Source organism: Humibacillus xanthopallidus (assembly GCF_044793955.1).
In the GTDB taxonomy this organism is placed as follows: domain Bacteria; phylum Actinomycetota; class Actinomycetes; order Actinomycetales; family Dermatophilaceae; genus Humibacillus; species Humibacillus xanthopallidus_C.
In genome coordinates, this window is record NZ_CP084995.1 from 55,392 (window position 1) to 77,302 (window position 21,911).

The following is a 21,911-nucleotide window of genomic DNA, read 5'->3' on the forward strand; positions in this document are numbered from 1 at the left end:
TCCCCCCCACGCTGCCAGCCCTCTTGCCGGGCGGGATCGCCTTTGCTCTTGCCTATACGTATATGCATGCGTATAGTTGCACTGGAGGTTAGGATCATGCCCGTGCCGAACAAGACGATCTACGTGTCGGAGTCAGACCTGCCGCTCTACGAGCGGGCACAGGAGCTGACGGGCGGCAACCTCTCCCAGGCCATCACGCGCGGGCTCAAGCGGCTCGTCGAGCTCGAGGAGGGCAAGCTGGAGGGATTCGAGGAGATCACCGTCACGGTCGGCCCCGGCCTGCGCAAGCGCCAGCGCTTCATGGGCGTGCTGCTCGTCGAGTGGGAGCGCACGACCAAGCAGGGCGGGCAGGAGCGCTTCCGCGTCTATCGCAGTCGCACCGGCAAGCTCGTGCTGCACACGACGAAGCCCGAGGAGTGGTTTCACGCCGGCGGGCCGGACGGCACAGCCACCGGGTGGCGCAAGCACCTCTCGAGCGAGCAGACCTGGGGGACAACGGCCCCCACCGGCACGCTCGAGATCGTCGACACGGTCGAGGAGCTGCGCGCCCTGCTCCCCGCCGAGCTCTACGTCCTCGTCGCTGCAGCGGCCGAGGAGCCCATCGTCGAGGACCTCGACATCTGACCGGCATCACCGACGCCCTGACCGCAGCCGTCCGCCGGCCCTCGCCGGGCTGACCCGGAGCGACCGCTCCGTCCGCATGGTGCGCACCGTGCGCACGCCGGGTGCCGTGTACCCGGGACGACGCGGTATGCCGCATGCCTGGCGGCAGCCTGCCCCAAACCATCTGCACCCCAAGGAGATCCGTCATGTCCACGACCACCCGCTCCGCCACGACCACCCGCACCGCCGCCGTCGAGATCGCCGACCTTCGCGTGTCCTACGGCGACCACGTCGTGCTCGACGGCCTCGACCTGTCCATCGCCGAGGGCACGGTCCTGGCCATGCTCGGGCCCAACGGCGCCGGCAAGACGACGACGGTCAACGTGCTGTCGACCCTGCTGCGTGCCGACTCCGGACGGGCGACCGTCTGCGGCCACGACGTCGCGACCGACCAGGCGTCGGTGCGCTCCGTCATCGGGGTGACCGGGCAGTTCTCCGCCGTCGACGGCCTGCTCACGGGCGCCGAGAACCTGCTCCTCATGGGTGACCTGCACCACCTGCCCCGCGCCGAGAGCCGTTCTCGCGCGGCGGCGCTGCTCGAGCGCTTCGACGTCGCCGACGCCGCCGGCGAGCGGGTGGCCACCTGGTCGGGCGGCATGCAGCGCAAGCTCGACCTCGCGATGACGCTCATGGGCGAGCCGCGAGTCATCTTCCTCGACGAGCCGACAACGGGTCTCGACCCCCGGAGTCGCCGGGGGCTGTGGGACCTCGTGCGCGGGCTCGTCGCCGACGGGGTCACGATCCTGCTGACCACGCAGTACCTCGACGAGGCGGACCGCCTGGCCGACACCGTCGCCGTGCTCGACGGCGGCCGGATCGTCGCCCAGGGCACTCCCGCGGAGCTCAAGCGGCAGGTGCCCGGCGGCGCGATCCTGCTGCACCTCGACACTGCCGCCGGGCTCGACCAGGCCGCTCACACCTTCCCCGAGGGGACCCGCCACGACGAGACGCTGACGCTCAGCGTGCCCGCGGCGGACGGCATACCGGGGCTGCGATCGGTGCTCGACCGGCTCGAGCGCGACCGCGTCGAGGCCACCCACCTCGAGGTGACCGCGCCCGACCTCGACGACGTCTTCCTCGCCCTCACCTCCGACACGCGAAAGGCCTCATGATGTCTGCTCAGCAGCCGATCTCTCTGTCCCTCAAGGACTCTCGCACGATGACCCGGCGCCAGCTGATCCACATGGTGCGCTACCCGAGCATGACGGTGCTCCTCATCGGCATCCCGGTCCTGCTCCTCCTGCTGTTCGTCTACGTCTTCGGAGGCACGCTGGGCGCGGGACTGCCCGGCGGAGTCGCCTCGGGCCCGGAGGGGCGCGCGGCCTACCTCGACTACGTCACGCCGGCGATCGTCACGATGGCGGCGGCCTCGGCCGCGCAGGGCACGGCGATCAGCGTGGCCATGGACGTCACCGGAGGCATCGTCGCGCGCTTCCGGTCGATGGCGATCTCGCCCGGATCGGTGCTCACCGGCCACGTGGTCAGCGCCGTCATCCAGTCGCTCCTCAGCATGGCCACCCTGCTGCTCGTGGCGATCGCGCTCGGCATGCGGCCCGGCGCGAGTCCCCGCGACTGGCTGCTGCTCGGTGGCCTCCTCACCCTGACGGCCCTCGCGCTGACCTGGCTCTCGGTGGCTCTCGGGCTCGTCAGCAAGAGCGTCGAGACGGCGAGCAACCTGCCGATGTTCCTCATCTTCCTGCCCTTCCTCGGCAGCGGCTTCGTGCCCGTGGAGTCGATGCCGGCGGGGCTCGCGTGGTTTGCCGAGCACCAGCCCTTCACGCCGATCATCGAGACCGTGCGCGGCCTGCTCGCCGGCGAGCCGGTGCCGGCGTCGACCGCCTGGCTCGCGGTCGGGTGGTGCCTCGCGATCGCGCTGCTCGGCTACCTGTGGTCCCGGCGGCTCTATGCGACGCGCGCCATGGCGCCGTCGGCTGGCTGACGGGGCAGGGCCTCAGGGCCGCAGGGCCGCAGGTCACGATCGGGTCGCGTCTTCGCGACGGGGTGGCGGTTTCGGGTGATCTGCGGGTGACACTCGGGTGATGAGCGACCTCCGACGTGCCGTTCACCTGTCCACCACCGCCCGGGTATGCCGCGTGGTTGCTGCCACGGGACTGGTGGCCGCCCTCGCCGGGGCGTGCTCCACGGGCAGCCAGGCCCCGACGACAACGGTGCCATCGGGGTCTGGCGTGGCGTCGTCGGCCTCGACGGGCGGGTCGTCCGCCGCGACCTCCACGGCCGCGCCGCTCAGCCCGACGCCCTCCGGGTCCACCAGTGCCGCCACATCGGCCACCCCGAGCCCGTCGCCCAGCACGACGGCCGCGCCCGCCGCCGACCCGGCCTCGATCCAGGCGCTCATCGACCACGCCTACGACGGCCGCAACCTCAAGCTCGGTGCGGAGCGCGGGAGCACGAGCGCCTATCGGCAGTACTACGCGACCTACCAGGGCGACGGCCTCACCATCTCGGGCCGGATCAACATCCCGCGCGGCGACGGCCCCTTCCCGGCGGTCGTGCTCGCCCACGGCTACGTCCCGCCGGCGGAGTACACCAACGGCGAGACGATGCTGCGCGAGCGCGACTACCTCGCGCGACAGGGATACGTCACGCTGCACATCGACTACCGCAACCACGCGCAGTCGAGCAAGGACCCGGGCAACGACGCGAACCTCCGCAACGGCTACACGATCGACGCCATCAACGCCGCGCTGGCGCTCAAGGCGCATCCCGCCGTCGACCCCGAGCGCGTCGCCCTCATCGGTCGCTCGATGGGCGGAGGGGTGGTCTACAACGCCATCGTCGCCCAGCCGGGCGTCTTCCAGGCCGCGGTCGCCTACGCACCCGTCAGCTCCGACAGCGTCGACAACTTCAACAAGTGGGTGCGCCGTGACCCGTCGCGCTCGGGCGCCGCGAGCAAGGTCATCGACCGGCTCGGCACCCCTGAGGCGCAGCCCGCACGGTGGGCCGCCACGAGCGCGCGCACCTACTTCGACCGCATCACCGAGCCGCTGATGATCCACCACGGCACGATCGACGAGGACTGCCCCCTCAGCTGGTCGCGCGAGTCGGTCGCAGCGCTGCAGGCCAAGGGCAAGGAGGTCGACTTCCGCATCTACCAGGGCGGTCGGCACACCCTGACCTCGCCGCAGTGGGACACCTCGATCCGCCGCACCGAGGCGTTCCTCGAGAAGCACCTGTCCTGACCTCCGGCCGCTGACGATCTGCGCGAAACGCCCGAACGTGGCGTGCTGTCTCGCTACCGTCGATGGATGATCTGGCGCTGCCGGGTCACAGGGGTCGTCCAGGGTCGGACGGGCTGGGCGAGCTCTCTTCGTCCAACGACAAGGGGAACGACGCATGAGACTCACAACGAGGTGGGGCGCGGCTGCGGTCGCGACGATCACCGGTCTGGTCCTGTCGGGTGCTCCGGCCCTGGCCGCCGCACCGGGCAACGACACCAGCGGCAGCCCGGACGTCATCGGGTCACTGCCCTACAGCGCCACGATCATCACGAGCGACGCGACGACCGACGCCGACGACGCACAGCTCAACCCGGACGAGTGCGGAGCCCCTGCCACCGACGCGAGCGTCTGGTTCACCGTCACCGCACCCGCGGACGGCTACCTGGCGGCCGACGTCAGCGACTCGAACTACAGCGCCGGCGTCAGCGTCGGGCAGGGCACGCCCGGCGCACTGACGTGGCTCACCTGCGGGTCGGGCGGCACCGCCTTCGAGGTGGTCGCCGGCCAGACCTACACGATTCTCGCCTTCGACGACCAGCTCGACGAGGCGGGCAACGGCGGCACGCTCCAGATCACCGTCGACGTCGCCCCACCGCCGCCGACCATCGATGTCACCGTCGACCCGGTCGGGCAGTTCGACTCGGCCACCGGTGGCGCCTACCTCTCTGGCACGGTGACGTGCGACGAGGGAGCGGACCTCGCGTTCGTCGACCTCCAGCTGACCCAGCGGGTCGGCCGGTTGCTGATCAGGGGCTATGGCGGCACCGAGGCCGTGTGCACGGGCGAGCCCGAGCCCTGGACGGTCTTCATCACAGGTGACAACGGCACGTTCAAGGGAGGCAAGGCGGTCAACGTGACGGTCGGCGTCGCCTGCAACGTCACCGGCTGCGGCGAGTACCTCGCCGACCAGACCGTCCAGCTCAAGGGCAGGAAGTCCTGACCCCCACCGGTCCGAGGTGATTGCGACACCCACGTGGGTGCCGCAATCACCTCCACCCGGGTGTGCGTGCGGGCGCGGGTGTGGGTCAGGCCGCGTCGCCGGTCCACCCGGGGCGCAGCTCGACCGTCTCACCCGGTCCGGAGAAGCTCTCGCAGATCTGCTCCGCGCGCTCCTGGCTGGCGACGTCGATGAGGAAGAACCCCGCGAGGTGCTCCTTGGTCTCCGAGTAGGGCCCGTCGGTGGCGACGCGCTGGCCCGCGTCCCAGCGGTAGAGGCGCGCCTCGGACGGGGCAGCGAGCGCCTCCCCGCCGACGAGCTCCCCCGAGGCCGACAGCTCGGTCAGCATCTGCTCGAACGCGGCGTCGCCCTGCTGGCGCTCCTCGGCAGAGCGGGCCTGCTGCTCGGCGAGGAAGTCACTGGTGGGGTGGCCCCACGGCTGGGGGTTGGAGTGAATGAGGATGACGTACTTCACGACTTCTCCTTCGTCAGGTGACGGCCGCGGGTGCGGCTTCAGAGGTGACGTCGGAGCCGACGCGGCGTTCTCGACATCCTCTGGAGTGACAGTGTCGAGCATCCCGCCGCTCGGCGTGCTCATCGCGGTCTGGGCCTGACGCCGGTCTCAGCTGTCGTCGCGCGACAGCACGTATCACCGCTGCAGGCTGCCGACTCTGGACCCTGATCGGGAAAGGGGGTGGTCGACGTGGCGCACGCGAGCCCGACGCTGCACCTGGAGTCTCCGCGAGACGTCGCTCGCGCGGCCGCCCGGCTCTCGCGGGGTGACGTGGTCGCCCACGGCTTCGCCAACCTCTACGCCCTGACGACGTTGCCCGACGCGACGACCGTGCGCGCGACCAACGTCCTCAAGGGTCGTCCCGCGGCTCAGGTCGGGAGCGTCACGACGACGCCCTCGCGGATGACGACTCTCTGGGACCTGACGGCCCTGCCCCGGGACCTGCCGATCGACGCCGTCCACGCGCTGCTCGACGCGCTCTACGGGCTCGGGCCCTGCGGCTTCCGCGGACCCGCCGCCGAGCAGGTGCCCCGGCACCTCACGAGCGCCAGCGGTGGTCGGGCCACCGTCCAGCTCATCGCGCCGGGGTATGCGTGTCCGTCGAACCGCTTCCTCGCCGCGGCACTCGCGCGGTCGCGGAGCCCCTTCCTGCACATCACGTCAGCCAACCGCTCCCGTCACGTCACGGGAGCGACCGACGAGCCGGCGCACAGCAGGGCGTCGGCCCTGCGCGCCGAGTTCGCCAGCGAGGCCGGTGTCGAGCAGGGCGTCGTGCTCCTGACGCACGACGAGGATGCGGCGCTGGCCCGCTACCCACGGCACGCGCCCATGTCGACGACCGTGCTCGCCCTCGACCGCACCGAGGCGGCTCCCGACGGGCGGGTGGCCCTCGTCATCGAGCGGCACGGCTCGCTGCACGTGGACGACGTGCGCGCCGCGGTGGAGCCGCTGGGCTTCGCCGTCGTGCTCGGCGCCGGTGCGCGGCGCCGGCTCACGGCCCGCACCTACGACTGCCCGGCCGAGGACTCAGCGCGCGTGCGGGCGACGGCCGGTGCGATCTGACCCTGCTCCGCCTCGCGGAGCAGGATGCGAGCGCCTCAGCGTCCCGCCGCCATCAGGGTGGCGTGCGCCGTGATCCCGGCGAGCTGCCCCATGGCCTGGGCCACGACGACGGAAGCCATCGGCATCGGGAAGGCCGGCTGGTGCGCCATGTCGCCCGCGGCATACACCCCCGGGCGGCTCGTGCGCCCGAACTCGTCGATGCGCACCCCGCCCGACGGGTTGAGCTCGAGGCCGAGCTGCGCGGCGAAGGGCGCCGACTGGTGCAGCGTGGGCATGACGAAGAGCACGGCGACCTGCTCGTGCTGCCGCACGCCGTCCGGCCCGGCGAGGGTGACCCGCACTCCCCCGCCGTGGCGCTCGACCGACAGGATGCGCTCGGGCCGGACATCGGCTCCCCCGTGCCACGTGTCGGGCAGGGCCTCACCGTTGGCCAGCACGACGACCTCGGAGGCGATCGGCCCGAGCATGGCGGTCAGGTGCGCCGCCGGCGCGGTGCCGACGATCCCGATGCGGCCGCCGGCGAACTCGTGGGCGTGGCAGAAGGGGCACTGCGCCGCGAGGTCTCCCCAGAGCTCGGCCATGCCGCCGATGGCCGGCAGCTCGTCGCGCACGCCGGTGGCGAGCACGAGAGCGGCGGCGGTCAGCGTGGACCCGTTTGCGAGATGCAGCCGGAAGGTGTCGCCGGTCTGCTCGACCTCGTCGGCGCGGGTCCGCAGCACGGTGAGGGTGTCGTATGCCGCGAGCTCCCGGTGCGCCGTCGCGCGGTAGTCCGCCGGCGGGGTGCCGTCGTTGGTGAGCACGTTGTGCATGTGGCTGACGGTGGCGTTGCGGTAGGTGCCGTCATCGAGCAGGACGGCCCGTCGGTGGATGCGGCTGAGGCTGAGGGCGGCCTGCAGGCCTGCTGGCCCTCCGCCCACGATGGCGACGTCGGTGTGCATGGGGTCTCCTTCTGAGGTCTTCTCCTGCGGTGCTTCTGCTGTCTGACGCCAGCGTGTACCTTCATGTCAACATGAAGGCAAATGAGCAGCAGACGACGTGGACGGTCGGCGAGCTGGCGGCGCGATTCGACCTGCCGACCAACGTGCTGCGGCACTGGGAGTCGATCGGTCTGCTCGCCCCCGAGCGCAACGCCTCGGGCTACCGCCGCTACGGCCCGCGACGACCTCGTGCGCGTCGCCGTCATCGTGCGCAACAAGTCGGCGGGCATGTCGCTGGAGCAGATCCGGGTGCTCATCGACGGGGAGGCCCAGGGTCGGCAGGAGGTGCTGAAGGCGCATCTGCGCGACCTCGACGAGCGCACCCGGGCCATCGAGCGGTCTCGCGAGATGACGGAGCACGCCCTGCGGTGCCGGGCACACGACATCGTCGCCTGCCCGCGCTTCGCCGGGTTCGTCGCCGACCTCACCGAGGGGCGCACGCCGTCCGTGCGGCCCGACGAGTGGCACTTCTGATCTTCCTTCCCCCGGCGCGTTCCACCGAGAGCGGAAACAGTTGGCAGCCAATGGTGGTCAGGGTCAGGATCGCTCCATGAGACTTCTCGTGCTCGGAGGCACCCACCACGTCGGTCGCGCCTTCGTCGAGGCAGGCCTGGCCCGCGGAGACGACGTGACGACGGTGAACCGCGGCCTCACCGGCCCCGACGCAGCCGGCGCCGAGACCCGCCACGCAGACCGCCTCGTGGCCGACTCGCTCGCCGAGGCGCTCGGTGACGACGAGTGGGATGCGGTCGTCGACACGTGGTCGCTCGCGCCGGTCGCCGTGCAGGAGTCGGCCCGGCTGCTGAGCGGGCGAGCCGGCTCCTACTGCTACATCTCCTCACGATCGGTCTACTCCTGGCCGCTCGAGGTGGGGTCCGACGAGAGCGCCCCGGTCGTCGAGGGCGACCCGGGCTCGACCGACGCCGACGACTACGCCGCGGCGAAGCGCGGCGGCGAGCTGGCCGTGCTGTCGGAGTTCGACGGCGACGTGACTCTCGCGAGGGCCGGCCTCATCCTCGGGCCCTACGAGATCGTCGGCCGGATGCCCTTCTGGCTGAACCGGATCGCTGCCGCCGGGCCGGGTGGGCGCGTGCCCGCACCCGGCCCCCGCGACCGACCGCTGCAACTGATCGACTGCCGCGACATCGCCGACTGGGTGCTGGGCTCGCGGCCCGTGGGCACCTTCAACACGGTGAGCCGGCCGGGTCACGCGACCATCGGTCAGGTGCTCGACGCCTCCAACGACGTGACGGGGGCCCAGGCGGATCTCGTGTGGCTCACTCCCGAGACCATCGAGGCGGCCGGGGTCGAGCCGTGGACCGAGCTGCCGATCTGGCTGCCGCCCACCGGGGAGTATGCCGGCCTGCACGACTGCGACGTGTCCGCAGCCCTCGCTGCCGGGCTGAGCTGCCGTCCGATCGAGCAGACGGTGGCCGACACGTGGGCCTGGTTGCAGCGCGAGGGGCTGCCCGAGCGTCCGAAGGGCCGAGTCGGGACGCCGATGGACGCCGCGGCTGAGGCCCGCCTCTGGGCCGCCCACGAAAGGGCCTGACGGGCGCTGACGTCTGGTCGACCGCACACGGACCGGTGACTATCGCCTCCCTGCCGGTTCGCTGGCACGATGGCGAGGTGAGCCGCGGGACCGGGCCTACCATCGGCGAAGAGCTGGCAGCTCGACGGCGACGCCTCTTCGTGGGGCGCGCCGCTGAGGTCGCCCTGTGGCGAGCCGCCCTCGACGACGAGGATCCAGGTTTCCGGGTCCTGCACGTGGCGGGGCCGGGTGGCATCGGCAAGACCGTGCTGCTGGGGGCCTTCGCAGATGCCGCACGGGCCGGCGGCGATCGCGTCGTCGAGCTCTCTGGCCGCGACGTGGAGCCCCTTCCCGTCGCCGTGCTGGCGGCCCTTGCAGAGGTGCTCGACGTCCCCCAGGACGACGGCCCCATCACCACGCGCGACGGCCAACGCCTCATCCTGCTGGTGGACGGCTACGAGCACCTCCTCCCCCTCGACGACTGGGTGCGTGACGGGCTGCTCCCACGGCTGCCGTCCGACGCCGTGGTCGTGCTGGCCGGTCGCGGCCCACCGGGGCCGGGCTGGCGCGCTGACCCGGCGTGGTCCGAACAGCTCCGCGCCATCGCCCTGCGCAACCTCGACGCAGAGGATGCTCGCGACTACCTGGAGCGGCGAGGGGTGCCGCCGGGACGGTGTGACGAGATCCTGCACGTCACCTACGGACACCCGCTGGCCCTCTCCATGGTGAGCGCACTCGTCGCCCGTGACCCGTCCTTCTCGCTCGACCCGCTGCCGGGCGATGTCGTGCGCATGCTGCTGGCGGCGTCGGTCTCCGAGGTCCCCTCGGCGTCCTACCGTGCAGCCCTCGAGACCACGGCGATCGCCCGCTCGACAGACGAAGACCTGTTGCGTCACGTGCTGCCCGACGCGGAGGCTGCGCACGACCGATTCGGCTGGCTGGCCTCGCAGGCCTACCTGGAACCGGTGAGGGACGGGGTCGCGCCGCACGACCTCGTGCGCGACCTGCTGGATGCCGAGGCGCGCTGGCGCGACCGGGACGGCTACCGCGTACGGTTCCGAGCGGTCCAGGAGCACGCGCTCGCCCGCGCTCGCGGTCTCAAGGGCACCGACCAGCAGCGCGCCGTCGCGGACCTCAAGTTCTGCTTCCGCCACGTGCGCAGCGTCGTGGCCCCCGTCTCGTGGGGAGAGTGGCAGGACACCTACCCCGACCCGGCCCGGCCCGAGGACCGTCGGGAGGTCCTCGAGGTCCTGCTCTCGGTGGACGGCCCGGAGTCCGCGTCCCTCGCCGCCGAGTGGTGGGACCGCCAGCCGGAAGCCTTCTGGGTGATCCGGGAGGCCGGGCGCCGTGTCCGCGGCGTTGTCGCCATACTCGACCTCACCCGGGCGACGGCGACAGAGCGTGCCTCCGATCCGGGGACCGCAGCAGCCTGGGCCTTCGCCCTGGCGCAGGCCCCGGCGCGGCCGGGGGAAATGGTGACCCAATGCCGGTTCATCGCCGACATCGTCGCCGGGCAGGGCCCTTCGCCGACCCTCGACGCGGTGCCGATCCTGACCCTGCAGCGACAGCTCTCACTCGTCCACCTGGCGTGGGACTTCGTCACCCTGGCCGATCCGGACCAGTGGGACGAGTTCTTCCTCGCTGCGGACCTCCCCCGGGCGCGCGGGGCCGATTTCACCGTCGACGGACGTCGGTCGGGCCTGTTCGCCCACGACTTCCGCCGCGTGCCGGTGGAGGCGATGGTCCGTCGCTGGACCGAGCGCGCCCTGGCTGACGACGCCATGCTGACGCCGGCAGACACGTCGACCGAACTCTTGGTGCTTGCTCGCGAGGAGTTCGGCGATGCGGTCCGGCAGGGCCTGCGCGACCTGCACCGCCCCGACCTGCTGGCACGCAACCCGCTCCAGCGGACCCGTCTCCTCGCGGAGACGGCGAGCACACGAGACGACTCCGCCGTGGACCCCAACTCGACGACCTCCACCGGGCTGGAGAACCTCTTGCGTGGAGCCGTCGCAGAACTCGCGGAGGACCCTCGGGACGACCCCTTGCTGCAGGCGCTCCGCTGCACCTACCTCGCGAAGTTCAGGACCCAGGAGGCCGCCGCTGCGGCGATGGGGGTGCCCTTCAGCACCTATCGCCGCCACCTTGCGCGCGGTGTCGAGCGCGTCGTCGAGTCGCTGTGGCGACGTGAGCTCGGCCCGCCGCTGCAGAGCACCCGGGCAGGAGCTGAGCAGAAGTGAGCACCAACTGAACTGGTGAGTGAGCACCATGCAGACGCAACCTCGAGGAAAGTCCTGAGGAGGTTGACCATGACCACAACACCCGCCGGCCGCGATCGCGCGGTGGTGCTCGGAGCCGGCATCGCGGGCCTCGTCTCCGCCCTTGTGCTCACCACCTCCTACCGTGAGGTCTGCATCGTCGAGCGGGACCATCTCGCAGACGGCTCGGCGCCGCGGCGAGGCACCCCGCAAGCCCGACACCTGCACGGCCTGCTGGCCCGTGGACATTCCGTCCTGGAGGGCATGCTTCCCGGACTGACATCCGAGCTCGTCGCCGAGGGGGCCGCTATCGGGGACATGCTCGGCGACACTCGACTCTGCTTCGGCGGGCACCGCTTCGCCCGGGGGGATGCGCAGCTCACGGCCCTCTGCGTGAGCAGGCCAGCCCTGGAGGCAGCCATCCGGCGCCGGGTGACGGGTCTGCCCGGGATCCGGGTGCTCGACGGGCGCGACATCGTCGGTCTGACGACCGACCGGAGCTGGACCCGGGTGACCGGCGTGCGCGCCATCGGGCGCGACGACGGCAGCTCCGCCGAGGTGCTCGGTGCGGACCTCGTGGTCGAAGCCACCGGCCGCGGGTCGCGGCTGCCCGTCTGGCTCTGCGAGCTCGGCTACCCGCAGCTGGACACGGACGAGGTCCGGGTCGATGTCGGCTACACCACCCGCCAGTACCGCGTGCCGGTCGGCGCACTCGGCTCTGACCTCGTCGTGCTGTCTGGACCCACCCCTGACGTCCCCCGCGGGGGTGGTGCATCACGCGTCGAGGGCGACCGATGGCTCGTCACCCTGATGGGAGTCCTGGGAGACCACCCACCCATTGACGCTGGGGGCTTCGTCCGTTTCGCCTCCGACCTGGCCCTGCCCGAGATCGGCGAGCTGGTGCGCGAGGCCGAGCCGCTCGATGACCCCGTTCCGCACCGGCACCCGGTCTCTCGGCGGCACCATTACGAGCGGCGGGACCAGCTCCCGGACGGTGTCGTCGTCCTGGGCGACGCGCTGTGCGCCCTCAACCCGATCTACGGCCAGGGGATGACCGTCGCCGCGCTCCAGGCAGAAGCGCTGCGCGCGCACCTGAGCCGCACCGGCCCCCTCGATACCCGTCGCTATCAGCGCCACGCCTCCCGCATCGCCGGCGTCGCCTGGGGCCTCGCGACCGGAGCCGACCTCACCTTTCCCGGGGTCGCCGGAGATCGACACATCGCCAACGGACTTCTCAGCCGCTACGTGGATCGCGTGCAGGCGGCCGCAGAGGAGGACCCGATGGCTGGCCGTGCCTTCCTCCGAGTCACGTCGCTCGTCGACCCGCCATCGGCCCTCTTCCGTCCGCAGCTGCTCGCTCGCGTGGCGAGTGGCAGGTCCCTGAGCCGCGGTGGGCCCCGCCCGGTCGAGGCTGAGGTGTGACAGACACGGGCCCATCGGGCATGGGGTGAGGGCGTCGTCAACCGGCGCGTCCCTCGCCGAAAGGACCTCCCCATGTGGGCTTTCTTCTCCCGCCGCGCCCGACTCTGGCTCATCACGGTGCTCGTCGCACCCCTGGCCAGCATGGTCCTCGGACGACTCGGCACCACGCTCGAGCGTCGCAACGGCCCGAGCACCCTGAGCCGCGCCCTGCAGTCCGGTAGCCGCTTCCTGGGCCGCAAGAAGGCCAAGGCGCAGGCCCGGGCCCGCCGCGCCTGACCCGCCTCGCTGCGCCCGCCCCACCGCCGAGGGCCGACCCGCTGCGCAACACACCGAGCAATCGCCAACTCGACGTGGCACACCGCGTGGAGTTGGCGATTGCTCGGTGTGTTGCGGGGGCGGGGGTCTGGGGGTGGTGGCTCTGGTCGTGGCGCGAGCTCAGGTGCGCGGGGTGAGGTAGGCCTTGCGGATCGTCTCGTGGACGGTCCAGGTGGTGCGCTCTCCGTCGCGAAGCCGCACGACGACGCCCGGACCGAGCTCGATCGTCTCCCCGTCCGCCTCGAAGGTCAGCGTCGCCCGACCTGAGAGCACGACGAAGATCTCCTCGGCCTCGACGTCGGTGGCCGTGCCGGGGGTCATCTCCCAGAGCCCGGCCTCGGCTCCAGTCCCGGCGCCCGTCCCGTCGCCGACCTCACCCAGCGTCGTCACGGCAGCGGTCGGCGAGCCGGCGACCACCCGCTCCCCGGGTGCGACCTGCTCGACGAGCACGTCCGAGAAGGCATCGTGCGCCAGCACCCGCTCGAGACGATCGCCACTCAACCCCGATCGAGAGAGCGATTCGTCCGCTCCGGGGGCGCGCGGATCGCTCTCTCGATCGGGGGTGGGTAGCGGTGGGGGCACGGGCTCGGTGGGCACCTGCGCAGACTAGTGCGCGCCGGCTTGTCCCTCGAGAGGCTGACGCTCGGCGAGCACGTCCGCGAAGGCATCGCCCGCCAGCACGCGCTCGAGCCGGTCGCCACTCAACCCTGATCGAGAGAGCGATCCGCGCGCCCTTCGGGCGCGCGGATCGCTCTCTCGATCAGGGAGGGGCGGTCAGGGGGTGGCCGGCTTGCGCCTGGCCTCCTTGACGCCGAGCAGGGCGAAGGCCAGGGCCGCGAGGGCGACCACGCACAGGAGCATCAGGCCGAAGCCGTAGTGCTCGAACACCAGGCCGTAGGTGGCGCCGAGCACCAGCGGCGGGAAGTAGCCGCCCAGCCCACCGGCAGCACCGACGAGTCCGGTCACGCTGCCGACTCGCTCCGGTGGTGCCAGCTGGGCGACCCAGGCGAAGACGCCACCGGTGCCGAGGCCGAGGAAGAAGGCGATCGAGACGAACGCCGCGCCGGCGGGCAGCTCCAGAGGGGGCTCGAAGGCGAGCACGGCGGCCAGCGCCGCGGTGCCGGCCATCGAGATGGCGACGACCGCCCTCGGGCCGATGCGGTCCGACAGCATGCCGCCGATGGGGCGCGCGACGACCGCCGCGATGGCGAAGCCGGCCGTGCGGGTGCCCGCCGCGGTGAGGTCGAAGGAGTAGACGTCCTTGAGCAGCGTCGGCAGGTAGGTGGAGAAGGCGACGAAGCCACCGAACGCCACGGCGTAGAGGAGCGACATCTGCCAGGTCACCGGCAGCTTGATCGCCGCCGCCAGCTTGGGCACGACGGGGTCGTTGTTGGGCTTCCACACCGGCGAGTTGCGCATCGCGAACCAGCACAGGGCTGCGGTCGCGACGAGCATCAGGGCGATGATGACGTGCGTCATGGTGTAGCCGAACCACGTGACCATGCGCGGGGTGAGCGCCGACGACAGCGCCGTGCCGCCCATGCCCGCGCCGAAGACGCCGGTGGCGAAGCCGCGCCGATCGGCCTGGTACCACGCGTTGACGAAAGGCACCCCGATGGCGAACGTCGTGCCGGCGATGCCTAGGAAGAAGCCGAAGAGCAGCATCAGCGGGAACGACTTGAGGTTGCCGGCCAGCGCGACGAGCAGCACGAACGGCACGCTCAGCAGCGTCAGGACGGGGAACATGATGCGACCGCCGTGCCGGTCGGTGAGCGCCCCGACGGGGATGCGGCCCACCGCGCCGACGAGCACCGGAGTCGCAACGAGCAGCGCCTTCTGGCTGCTGCTCAGCTGCATCTCCGCGGTGTAGCGCACGCCGAGCGGCCCGATGAGGTTCCACGCCCAGAAGGTCACGGCGAACGCCCAGGTCGCGAGGGCGAGATTCTTGCCCTGGCCGTTCAGGTCGACTCGCGGCGCGGCCGCTGTCGGTGCGCTCCTGCTCATGGCTCTCCTCGATCCGTGCGTGGGTCCGTGCGTGCGTGGGTCAGTAGGTCGGTCGGTGCTCAGTCGAGCTCAGACGAGCTCAGCGCTGCCGGTCGCGGTCGGAGGTGCCGATGCCGCTCCAGCCGGGCCGGCTCTCGCGCGAGCCCGACACCTGACGGTCGCGTGAGCGATAGACGATGTAGGGCCGGAAGAGGTAGTTGAGCGGCGCGGTGAAGGCGTGCACGAGCCGCGTGAACGGCCAGAGGGCGAAGAGCAGCATGCCGACGAGCGCGTGGATGTGGAACTGGATGGGTGCCGCCGCCATCGCGGCCACGTCGGGCCGGAAGAGCAGCACCGACCGGAACCACGGAGAGACCGTCTCGCGGTAGTTGTGCGCGTCATGACCGGCCCCGACGCTGACCAGCGTCGTCCAGAGACCGAGCACGATGGCGGCGACGAGCAGGACATACATCAGCTTGTCGTTCTTCGTCGTCGCCATGAAGACCGGCCCGGTCGTGCGCCGGCGGTAGACGAGGATGAGGATGCCGACGAGCGTGCACACCCCCGCGATGCCGCCGAAGAGCAGCGCGTTGAAGTGGTAGATCCCCTCGGTGACGCCGACCGCCTCGGTCCACGACTCGGGGATGAGCAGCCCGCCGACGTGCCCGAAGAAGACGAGCAGGATGCCGAAGTGGAAGAGCGGCGAGCCGATGCGCAGCAGGCGCGACTCGTAGAGCTGCGACGACCGGGTCGTCCAGCCGAACTTGTCGTAGCGGTAGCGCCAGATCGTGCCGCCGACGAGGCTCGCGACGCAGAGGTAGGGCAGGACGCCCCAGAGGAAGGTGCTCATGACGTCACCCCCACGGCCCCAGCCGACGAGACCGGTTGCAGCGGAAGGAGTCTCGGGTCGTAGGGGTCGAGCCCCACGGTCTCGGTCGGGTGCGGCCCACTCATGCCGACCATCTCCATCACCGCCGCGCGGTCGACCGGGGACGGCCCGGGGAGGGTGGCGCACACGGCAACGGTCGCGGCGGCATACGGACTCTCCTTCTCCAGCAAGGCGATTCGCAGCAGCTCGAGGCTCGCTCGATAGTCCTGGAGCAGCTCCGCTCCGGCGGCTGCGTCAGCACACGCCGCGAACTCGAGCACCATGGGAAGGTAGTCGGGCAGCTCACCGTGCGTGTCGACGAGGAAACCACTGCGGCGGTATGCCGTCTTGAACCGTCCCAGCACCTCGCCCCGTCGGCGCGTGTCCCCGTCGGTCCAGTAGGAGAGGTAGAGCGCGTGCTTGCGACTGAGGTCGAAGGTGTCGACGTAGGCGCGCTGCAGGTCCTCGAGCGGGCGGGAGCCGAGGTGCTCGACCAGCGGCTGCAGCTCGCGTGCTCCGGGCGAATCCCCCTGCTCGGCAAGGGCACTCAGCAACGTCGGCAGTGACGCGACGAGCTCCTCACGGGGATAGTCGAGGCAGCGCGCAGCGACGAGGTGCACCACGCGGTGGTCCTGCTGCTCGCGGCGACGCTCGGCCCGGCGCTTCAGCCCGATCATTGCTGCCCCTCCGGTGTCTTCTCCGTCGTGCCGGGGAAGAGCCCGTCGGGCGCACCGTTGCCGTCCCAGTTGAGCAGGTTGACGCGGCCGCGCAGCTCGCCGCTGGACGTCGTCGTCATGGCGGAGTCGGACGTCTGGCGCTGCTTGAGCGCGTTGAACGTCTCGACGGCCACCGGCGCCGGCCGGCCGCTCGCCTCGCCGAACGGGCCGGACTCGTACATCCCCGGCCCCTCGTCGAAGTCGAGCGAGCAGCCGATCTCCTCGAGCTCGTGGGCACGCTCGACGTGGGCGGTCGGGATGACGTAGCGGTCAGCGTACTTCGCGATCGCCATGAGGCGATACATCTCGTAGAGCGTCTCCTCGCTCATGCCGACGGCCGCGGGGATCGCGGGGTCACCGTCACGCCCGAGCGACACGTCTCGCATGTAGGCGCGCATCGCGGCGAGCTTCTGGAGCACCTCGGTGATGATGTCGGTGCGGCCCGCGGTGAAGAGCTCGGCGAGGTAGTCGACGGGGATGCGCAGGCTCTCGATGGCGCCGAAGAGCACGCCGCGGTCCTCGGCGTCGTGACCCTGCGACGACAACACGTCGACGATCGGCGACAGCGGCGGGACGTACCAGACCATCGGCATCGTGCGGTACTCCGGGTGCAGCGGCAACGCGACGCGGTAGGTCTTGGCGAGCGCGTAGACGGGCGACCGCCGCGCCGCGTCCATCCAGTCGTCCGGTATGCCGTCGCGCCGGGCGGCCGCGATGACCGCGGGGTCGCTCGGGTCGAGCAGCAGGTCGAGCTGAGCCTCGTAGAGGTCGCCCTCGTCGGGGGTCGCCGCCGCGGCCGTGACCCGGTCGGCGTCGTAGAGGAAGAGCCCGAGGTAGCGCAGCCGCCCGACGCAGGTCTCGGAGCACACCGTCGGCAGGCCCACCTCGACGCGGGGGTAGCAGAAGGTGCACTTCTCGGCCTTGCCGCTCTTGTGATTGAAGTAGATCTTCTTGTACGGGCACCCGGTGATGCACTGGCGCCAGCCGCGGCAGCGGTCCTGGTCGACGAGGACGATGCCGTCCTCCTCCCGCTTGTAGATCGCGCCGGAGGGGCACGACGCCATGCACGAGGGGTTGAGGCAGTGCTCGCAGATGCGCGGGAGGTAGAACATGAAGGTCTTCTCGAGCTCGAAGCGGACCTTCTCCTCCGACTCGCGCCGCACCGAGGCGTTGAGCTTGGCGACGATCGGGTCGAGCTCACCCATCTCGCTCGAGCCGCCGAGGTTGTCGTCCCAGTTGGCCGACCACGTGATCTTCGTGTTCTCGCCGGTGATGAGCGACTTCGGCCGCGCCACCGGGAAGTCGTCGCCGAGCGGCGCCTCGATGAGCGTCTGGTAGTCGTAGGTCCACGGCTCGTAGTAGTCGGCGAGCTTGGGCTGCACCGGGCTGGCGAAGATGCCGAGCAGCTTCTGCACCCGGCCGCCGGCCTTGAGCTTGAGGTTGCCGCGGTTGGTCAGCGTCCAGCCGCCCTTCCACGTCTCCTGGTCCTCGTAACGCCGCGGATAGCCCTGCCCCGGCCGCGTCTCGACGTTGTTGAACCAGACGTACTCGGTGCCGGCGCGGTTGGTCCACGCCTGCTTGCACGTGACCGAGCACGTGTGGCACCCGATGCACTTGTCGAGGTTCATCACCATGCCCATCTGGGCCATGACTCGCATCAGTACGTCACCTCCTGCGAGCGCTTGCGGACCGTCGAGACCATGTCGCGCTGGTTCCCGGTCGGTCCGAGGTAGTTGAACGTGTAGGACAGCTGGGCGTAGCCGCCGATGAGGTGGGTCGGCTTGACGAGCAGCCGCGTCACCGAGTTGTGGATGCCGCCGCGACGGCCGGTCGCCTCGGACTTCGGGACGTCGATCGTGCGCTCCTGGGCGTGGTGCACGAAGACCACGCCCTCCGGCATACGACTGCTGACGATGGCCCGCCCGACGAGCACGCCGTTGGTGTTGAGGCACTCGACCCAGTCGTTGTCCTTGACGTCGATCGAGGTCGCGTCCTGCGGGCTCATCCACACCGTCGGCCCACCGCGTGAGAGCGAGAGCATCAGCAGGTTGTCCTGGTACTCCGAGTGGATCGACCACTTGGAGTGCGGCGTGAGGTAGCGGACCGTCACCTGCTTGGAGCCGTCGGGCCCGAGCTTCGGCTCGCCGAAGAGGCGATGCATGTCGAGCGGTGGTCGATAGATGGGCAAGGCCTCACCGAGGTCCTGCATCCAGTCGTGGTCGAGGTAGAAGTGCATCCGACCCGTCAGGGTGTGGAAGGGCTTCAGTCGCTCGATGTTGACGGTGAAGGGGGCGTAGCGCCTCCCGCCGGTCTCGGAGCCCGACCACTCCGGCGAGGTGATGACCGCGACCGGCGCGCTCTGCGTGTCGGCGAAGGTGACGTGCTTCTCCTCCGACCCCTCGGCGAGGTCGGCGAGCTTCTTGCCGACGCGCTCCTCGAGAGTGCGGAAGCCCTGCACCGCCAGGTGGCCGTTCGTCGTGCCCGAGAAGGTGAGGATCGCCTCGGCCATCTTCTCGTCCGTGTCGATCGCCGGCCGGCCGTCACCGGCGCCGCCGAGCATGACGCCGTTCTTGGCGGCGAGACGCGCCACCTCCTCCTCGACCCGGTAGGTGACGTTCTTGACCGTGAAGCCGAGCGTGTCGGCGAGCGGGCCCACGGTGGCGAGCTTCTCGCTGATCGCCGTGTAGTCGCGCTCGACGAGCGCGAAGACCGGCATCGTCTTGCCCGGCGTGCCGGGCCGGCCGGACGCGCGCCAGTCGACCGCTCGTCCACCCGGCTGGGCGGTCTCACCGGGCGTGTCGTGCATGAGCGGCACGCTGACGAGGTCCTTGCGCACGCCGAGGTGGGTGCGCGCGAGGTCGGAGAGCTTCTCGGCCAGCAGGTGGAAGAGCTCGAAGTCGCTCTTGGCCTCCCACGGCGGGTCGATGGCGGGCGTGAAGGCGTGCACGAACGGGTGCATGTCGGTCGAGCTGAGGTCGTGCTTCTCGTACCACGTCGCCGCGGGCAGCACGATGTCGGACAGCAGCGTCGTCGACGTCATGCGGAAGTCGGCCGAGAGCAGCAGGTCGAGCTTGCCCTCGGGCGCCTCCTCGTGCCACTTCACCTCGGAGGGCCTTGGTGCCATGGGGTTCTCGCTACCGAGGACGTTGTGGTGCGTGCCGAGCAGGTTGCGCAGGAAGTACTCGTTGCCCTTGGCCGAGGAGCCCATGAGGTTGCTGCGCCAGAGCACGAGGGTGCGCGGCCAGTTCTCCGGGGCGTCGACGTCCTCGATCGCCGCGGTCAGCGTGCCGTCGTGGAGGGCACCGGCGACGTATGCCGCCGGGCTGGCGGCGGTGCCCGCGTCGACGGCGGCCTGGGCGTCCTCCGCCACCTGGAGCGGGTTGGTGCCGAACTGCGGGTAGAAGGGCATCCACCCCATGCGGGCGGACTGCGCGATGGTGTCGGCGGTGTGCTTTCCGGCCAGATGCCCTCTGGCCAGAGGAGAGTTGAGCGAGTCGGCGGAGTAGCCGTCGTTGCGCCACTGGTCGGTGTGCATGTACCAGTACGACGTGCCGGTCATCGTGCGCGGCGGCCGCCCCCAGTCGAGGGCGTTGGCGAGCGAGATCCAGCCGGTGATCGGCCGGCACTTCTCCTGGCCGACGTAGTGGGCCCAGCCGCCGCCGTTGCGGCCCATGCACCCGGTGAGGATGAGCAGCGACAGGATCGCGCGGTAGGTCGCGTCACCGTGGAACCACTGGCAGATGCCCGCGCCCATGATGATCATCGAGCGGCCTTGCGACTGCTCGGAGTTCGTGGCGAACTCGCGGGCGATGCGGATGCACTGCTCGGCGGGCACACCGGTGATCTCGGCCTGCCACGCCGGCGTATAGGGCGCGGTCACGTCGTCGTAGCCGGTGGGCCAGCTGCCCGGGAGGCCCGGACGCTCGACGCCGTACTGCGCGAGCATCAGGTCGTAGACGGTCGTCACGAGGTAGCCGCCGACGCGCCGAGCCGGCACGCCGCGTCGCAGCACCGACCTGGTGCCGTCGGGCTCGACGAAGGCCGGCAGCAGCACCTCGACCGGCTCGGCAGCCTCACCTGACATCGTCAGTGCGGGGCTGACGCCGTCGAGGTCGAGATTCCACAGCCCCTTGCCCGAGTCGGCGTAGCGGAAGCCCATCGAGCCGTTCGGCACGACCGGCTGACCGGTCGCATCGTCGAGCAGCACTGTCTTCCAAGCGTCCTCGTCGGGCACGCTCGCGCCCTCGTCGGCGAGGTCGGCGGCGGTGAGGAACTTACCGGGCACGAGAGGTGCGGTGGCCCCGTCACCCCACGGGGCGGCATACCCCTCCTCCGGCGGGTCGAGGCGGATGAGGAAGGGCAGGTCGCTGTAGGTGCGCACGTAGTCGGTGAAGAAGGAGACCTCGCGGTCGACGAAGAACTCCTTGAGGAGCACGTGGCCCATCGCCATCGCCAGCGCCGCGTCGGTTCCGGCCTGCGCGGGCATCCACTCGTCGGCGAACTTCGTGTTGTCGGCGTAGTCGGGGCTGACAGTGACGACCTTGGTGCCGCGGTAGCGCACCTCGGCCATCCAGTGCGCGTCGGGCGTGCGGGTGACGGGGACGTTGGAGCCCCACATCATGAGGTAGGTCGCGTCCCACCAGTCGCCCGACTCGGGCACGTCGGTCTGGTCACCGAAGACCTGCGGGCTCGCAACGGGCAGGTCGGCATACCAGTCGTAGAAGCTCGTCATGACGCCGCCGATGAGCTGAATGAAGCGGGTGCCGACGCAGTGCGACACCATCGACATCGCGGGGATCGGCGAGAAGCCGGCGACGCGGTCGGGGCCGTACTCCTTGATTGTGTGCACGTGCGCGGCGGCGGCGATCTCGACGGCCTCGCCCCACGACGCGCGCACGAGCCCGCCCTTGCCGCGGGCGCTCTGGTAGCGGCGGCGCTTGTCGGGGTCGGTCGTGATCTCGTGCCAGGCGTCGACCGGGTCGCCGAGGCGGGCCTTGGCCTCGCGATACATCTCGAGGAGGACGCCGCGCACGTAGGGGTAGCGCACGCGGGTGGGCGAGTAGGTGTACCAGGAGAAGGCGGCACCTCGCGGGCAGCCACGGGGCTCGTACTCCGGGCGGTCGGGGCCCACGGAGGGGTAGTCGGTCTGCTGCGTCTCCCAGGTGATGATCCCGTCCTTGACGTAGACCTTCCACGAGCAGGAGCCGGTGCAGTTGACGCCGTGGGTCGAGCGGACGACCTTGTCGTGGCTCCAGCGGTCTCGGTAGAACACATCGCCGGCGCGGCCGCCCTCGCGGTAGACCGCTCTGCCGTCGGCGGACTCGTCCCACCGGGTGAAGAAACGGCCGGCCTTGAGCAGGGCCGCCGAGGCCGACCCGTCCACACCCGGTGCCGAGCCCGCAGACGGGCGCGCTCGCTCAGCCATG

19 protein-coding genes and 1 pseudogene are annotated in these 21,911 nt (G+C 71.0%); 12 read left to right on the top strand and 8 right to left on the bottom strand.

Features of this window, described 5'->3' with window-relative positions; translation table 11 throughout:
• Positions 1-102 precede the first annotated feature (102 nt).
• The 5 genes from LG278_RS00245 to LG278_RS00265 all read left to right on the top strand — a co-directional run bounded on the left by LG278_RS00245 (position 103) and on the right by LG278_RS00265 (position 4,842).
• Positions 103-624 (top strand): EXLDI protein, encoded by a 522-nt coding sequence (locus tag LG278_RS00245; protein ID WP_404389763.1) that lies wholly within the window; start codon positions 103-105, stop codon positions 622-624.
• A gap of 185 nt (positions 625-809) precedes the next feature.
• Positions 810-1,775, top strand: a complete 966-nt coding sequence (locus LG278_RS00250) for an ATP-binding cassette domain-containing protein (protein ID WP_404389765.1) — start codon at positions 810-812, stop codon at positions 1,773-1,775.
• A 47-nt stretch (positions 1,776-1,822) separates the two neighbouring features.
• Positions 1,823-2,602 (top strand): ABC transporter permease, encoded by a 780-nt coding sequence (locus LG278_RS00255; RefSeq protein WP_404389767.1) that lies wholly within the window; start codon positions 1,823-1,825, stop codon positions 2,600-2,602.
• A 100-nt stretch (positions 2,603-2,702) separates the two neighbouring features.
• Complete coding sequence (locus LG278_RS00260) at positions 2,703-3,863, top strand: alpha/beta hydrolase family protein (protein ID WP_404389769.1); 1,161 nt, start codon at positions 2,703-2,705, stop codon at positions 3,861-3,863.
• A gap of 154 nt (positions 3,864-4,017) precedes the next feature.
• The gene (locus LG278_RS00265; RefSeq protein WP_404389771.1) at positions 4,018-4,842 is read left to right on the top strand and encodes a DUF6299 family protein; all 825 of its coding nucleotides are present in this window, start codon (positions 4,018-4,020) and stop codon (positions 4,840-4,842) included.
• 85 nt (positions 4,843-4,927) lie between these two features.
• Here the strand turns inward: LG278_RS00265 and LG278_RS00270 are convergent, their stop codons facing one another.
• Positions 4,928-5,314 (bottom strand): YciI family protein, encoded by a 387-nt coding sequence (locus tag LG278_RS00270; RefSeq protein WP_404389773.1) that lies wholly within the window; start codon positions 5,312-5,314, stop codon positions 4,928-4,930.
• A 228-nt stretch (positions 5,315-5,542) separates the two neighbouring features.
• Between LG278_RS00270 and LG278_RS00275 the strand changes: the two genes are divergently transcribed.
• On the top strand, positions 5,543-6,415 hold the full coding sequence (locus LG278_RS00275) for a hypothetical protein (protein ID WP_404389775.1): 873 nt from the start codon (positions 5,543-5,545) through the stop codon (positions 6,413-6,415).
• Positions 6,416-6,450: 35 nt separating this feature from the next.
• Here LG278_RS00275 and LG278_RS00280 read toward each other — a convergent pair whose 3' ends face one another.
• The gene (locus LG278_RS00280) at positions 6,451-7,353 is read right to left on the bottom strand and encodes an NAD(P)/FAD-dependent oxidoreductase (protein ID WP_404389777.1); all 903 of its coding nucleotides are present in this window, start codon (positions 7,351-7,353) and stop codon (positions 6,451-6,453) included.
• Between the two features lie 71 nt (positions 7,354-7,424).
• On the opposite strand from LG278_RS00280, the pseudogene LG278_RS00285 reads away from it, so the two are divergent.
• The 6 genes and pseudogenes from LG278_RS00285 to LG278_RS00310 form a co-directional block, all read left to right on the top strand.
• Positions 7,425-7,517, top strand: a pseudogene (locus LG278_RS00285) (MerR family transcriptional regulator); the annotation flags it as partial.
• Between the two features lie 64 nt (positions 7,518-7,581).
• The gene (locus tag LG278_RS00290) at positions 7,582-7,866 is read left to right on the top strand and encodes a MerR family DNA-binding protein (protein WP_404389779.1); all 285 of its coding nucleotides are present in this window, start codon (positions 7,582-7,584) and stop codon (positions 7,864-7,866) included.
• 76 nt (positions 7,867-7,942) lie between these two features.
• Positions 7,943-8,944 carry an NAD-dependent epimerase/dehydratase family protein gene (locus tag LG278_RS00295; RefSeq protein ID WP_404389781.1) on the top strand — a complete coding sequence of 334 codons (1,002 nt, stop codon included), beginning with the start codon at positions 7,943-7,945 and terminating at the stop codon, positions 8,942-8,944.
• A 77-nt stretch (positions 8,945-9,021) separates the two neighbouring features.
• A complete protein-coding gene (locus LG278_RS00300) occupies positions 9,022-11,163 on the top strand; it encodes a hypothetical protein (RefSeq protein ID WP_404389783.1) in 2,142 nt (713 codons plus the stop codon).
• A gap of 69 nt (positions 11,164-11,232) precedes the next feature.
• Positions 11,233-12,603, top strand: a complete 1,371-nt coding sequence (locus LG278_RS00305) for an FAD-dependent oxidoreductase (RefSeq protein WP_404389785.1) — start codon at positions 11,233-11,235, stop codon at positions 12,601-12,603.
• Between the two features lie 72 nt (positions 12,604-12,675).
• Complete coding sequence (locus LG278_RS00310) at positions 12,676-12,879, top strand: hypothetical protein (protein WP_404389787.1); 204 nt, start codon at positions 12,676-12,678, stop codon at positions 12,877-12,879.
• A 159-nt stretch (positions 12,880-13,038) separates the two neighbouring features.
• On the opposite strand, the gene LG278_RS00315 is transcribed toward LG278_RS00310, so the two are convergent.
• From LG278_RS00315 to LG278_RS00340, 6 genes are all read right to left on the bottom strand, one after another.
• On the bottom strand, positions 13,039-13,395 hold the full coding sequence (locus tag LG278_RS00315) for a cupin domain-containing protein (RefSeq protein WP_404389789.1): 357 nt from the start codon (positions 13,393-13,395) through the stop codon (positions 13,039-13,041).
• Positions 13,396-13,692: 297 nt separating this feature from the next.
• Positions 13,693-14,922, bottom strand: a complete 1,230-nt coding sequence (locus LG278_RS00320; protein WP_404389791.1) for an MFS transporter — start codon at positions 14,920-14,922, stop codon at positions 13,693-13,695.
• A 79-nt stretch (positions 14,923-15,001) separates the two neighbouring features.
• Positions 15,002-15,751, bottom strand: coding sequence for a respiratory nitrate reductase subunit gamma (narI, locus tag LG278_RS00325; RefSeq protein ID WP_404389793.1), 750 nt, complete (start codon positions 15,749-15,751; stop codon positions 15,002-15,004).
• The gene (gene narJ / locus LG278_RS00330) at positions 15,748-16,446 is read right to left on the bottom strand and encodes a nitrate reductase molybdenum cofactor assembly chaperone (protein WP_404389795.1); all 699 of its coding nucleotides are present in this window, start codon (positions 16,444-16,446) and stop codon (positions 15,748-15,750) included. Before narJ ends, narI begins: the two co-directional genes overlap by 4 nt.
• Entirely contained in the window at positions 16,443-18,143 is a 1,701-nt protein-coding gene (gene narH, locus LG278_RS00335; protein ID WP_404389797.1) for a nitrate reductase subunit beta, read from the bottom strand. Before narH ends, narJ begins: the two co-directional genes overlap by 4 nt.
• On the bottom strand, positions 18,143-21,910 hold the full coding sequence (locus tag LG278_RS00340; protein ID WP_404389799.1) for a nitrate reductase subunit alpha: 3,768 nt from the start codon (positions 21,908-21,910) through the stop codon (positions 18,143-18,145). Before LG278_RS00340 ends, narH begins: the two co-directional genes overlap by 1 nt.
• Between the last annotated feature and the right edge of the window lies 1 nt (position 21,911).

Coding starts and splice junctions, on each gene's coding strand:
- LG278_RS00250 (WP_404389765.1), top strand. CDS start 810: ATGTCCACGACCACCCGCTCCGCCACGACCACCCGCACCGCCGCCGTC.
- LG278_RS00255 (WP_404389767.1), top strand. CDS start 1,823: ATGACCCGGCGCCAGCTGATCCACATGGTGCGCTACCCGAGCATGACG.
- LG278_RS00260 (WP_404389769.1), top strand. CDS start 2,703: ATGAGCGACCTCCGACGTGCCGTTCACCTGTCCACCACCGCCCGGGTA.
- LG278_RS00265 (WP_404389771.1), top strand. CDS start 4,018: ATGAGACTCACAACGAGGTGGGGCGCGGCTGCGGTCGCGACGATCACC.
- LG278_RS00280 (WP_404389777.1), bottom strand. CDS start 7,353: ATGCACACCGACGTCGCCATCGTGGGCGGAGGGCCAGCAGGCCTGCAG.
- LG278_RS00295 (WP_404389781.1), top strand. CDS start 7,943: ATGAGACTTCTCGTGCTCGGAGGCACCCACCACGTCGGTCGCGCCTTC.
- LG278_RS00305 (WP_404389785.1), top strand. CDS start 11,233: ATGACCACAACACCCGCCGGCCGCGATCGCGCGGTGGTGCTCGGAGCC.
- LG278_RS00310 (WP_404389787.1), top strand. CDS start 12,676: ATGTGGGCTTTCTTCTCCCGCCGCGCCCGACTCTGGCTCATCACGGTG.
- LG278_RS00320 (WP_404389791.1), bottom strand. CDS start 14,922: ATGAGCAGGAGCGCACCGACAGCGGCCGCGCCGCGAGTCGACCTGAAC.
- narI (WP_404389793.1), bottom strand. CDS start 15,751: ATGAGCACCTTCCTCTGGGGCGTCCTGCCCTACCTCTGCGTCGCGAGC.
- narJ (WP_404389795.1), bottom strand. CDS start 16,446: ATGATCGGGCTGAAGCGCCGGGCCGAGCGTCGCCGCGAGCAGCAGGAC.
- narH (WP_404389797.1), bottom strand. CDS start 18,143: ATGCGAGTCATGGCCCAGATGGGCATGGTGATGAACCTCGACAAGTGC.
- LG278_RS00340 (WP_404389799.1), bottom strand. CDS start 21,910: ATGGCTGAGCGAGCGCGCCCGTCTGCGGGCTCGGCACCGGGTGTGGAC.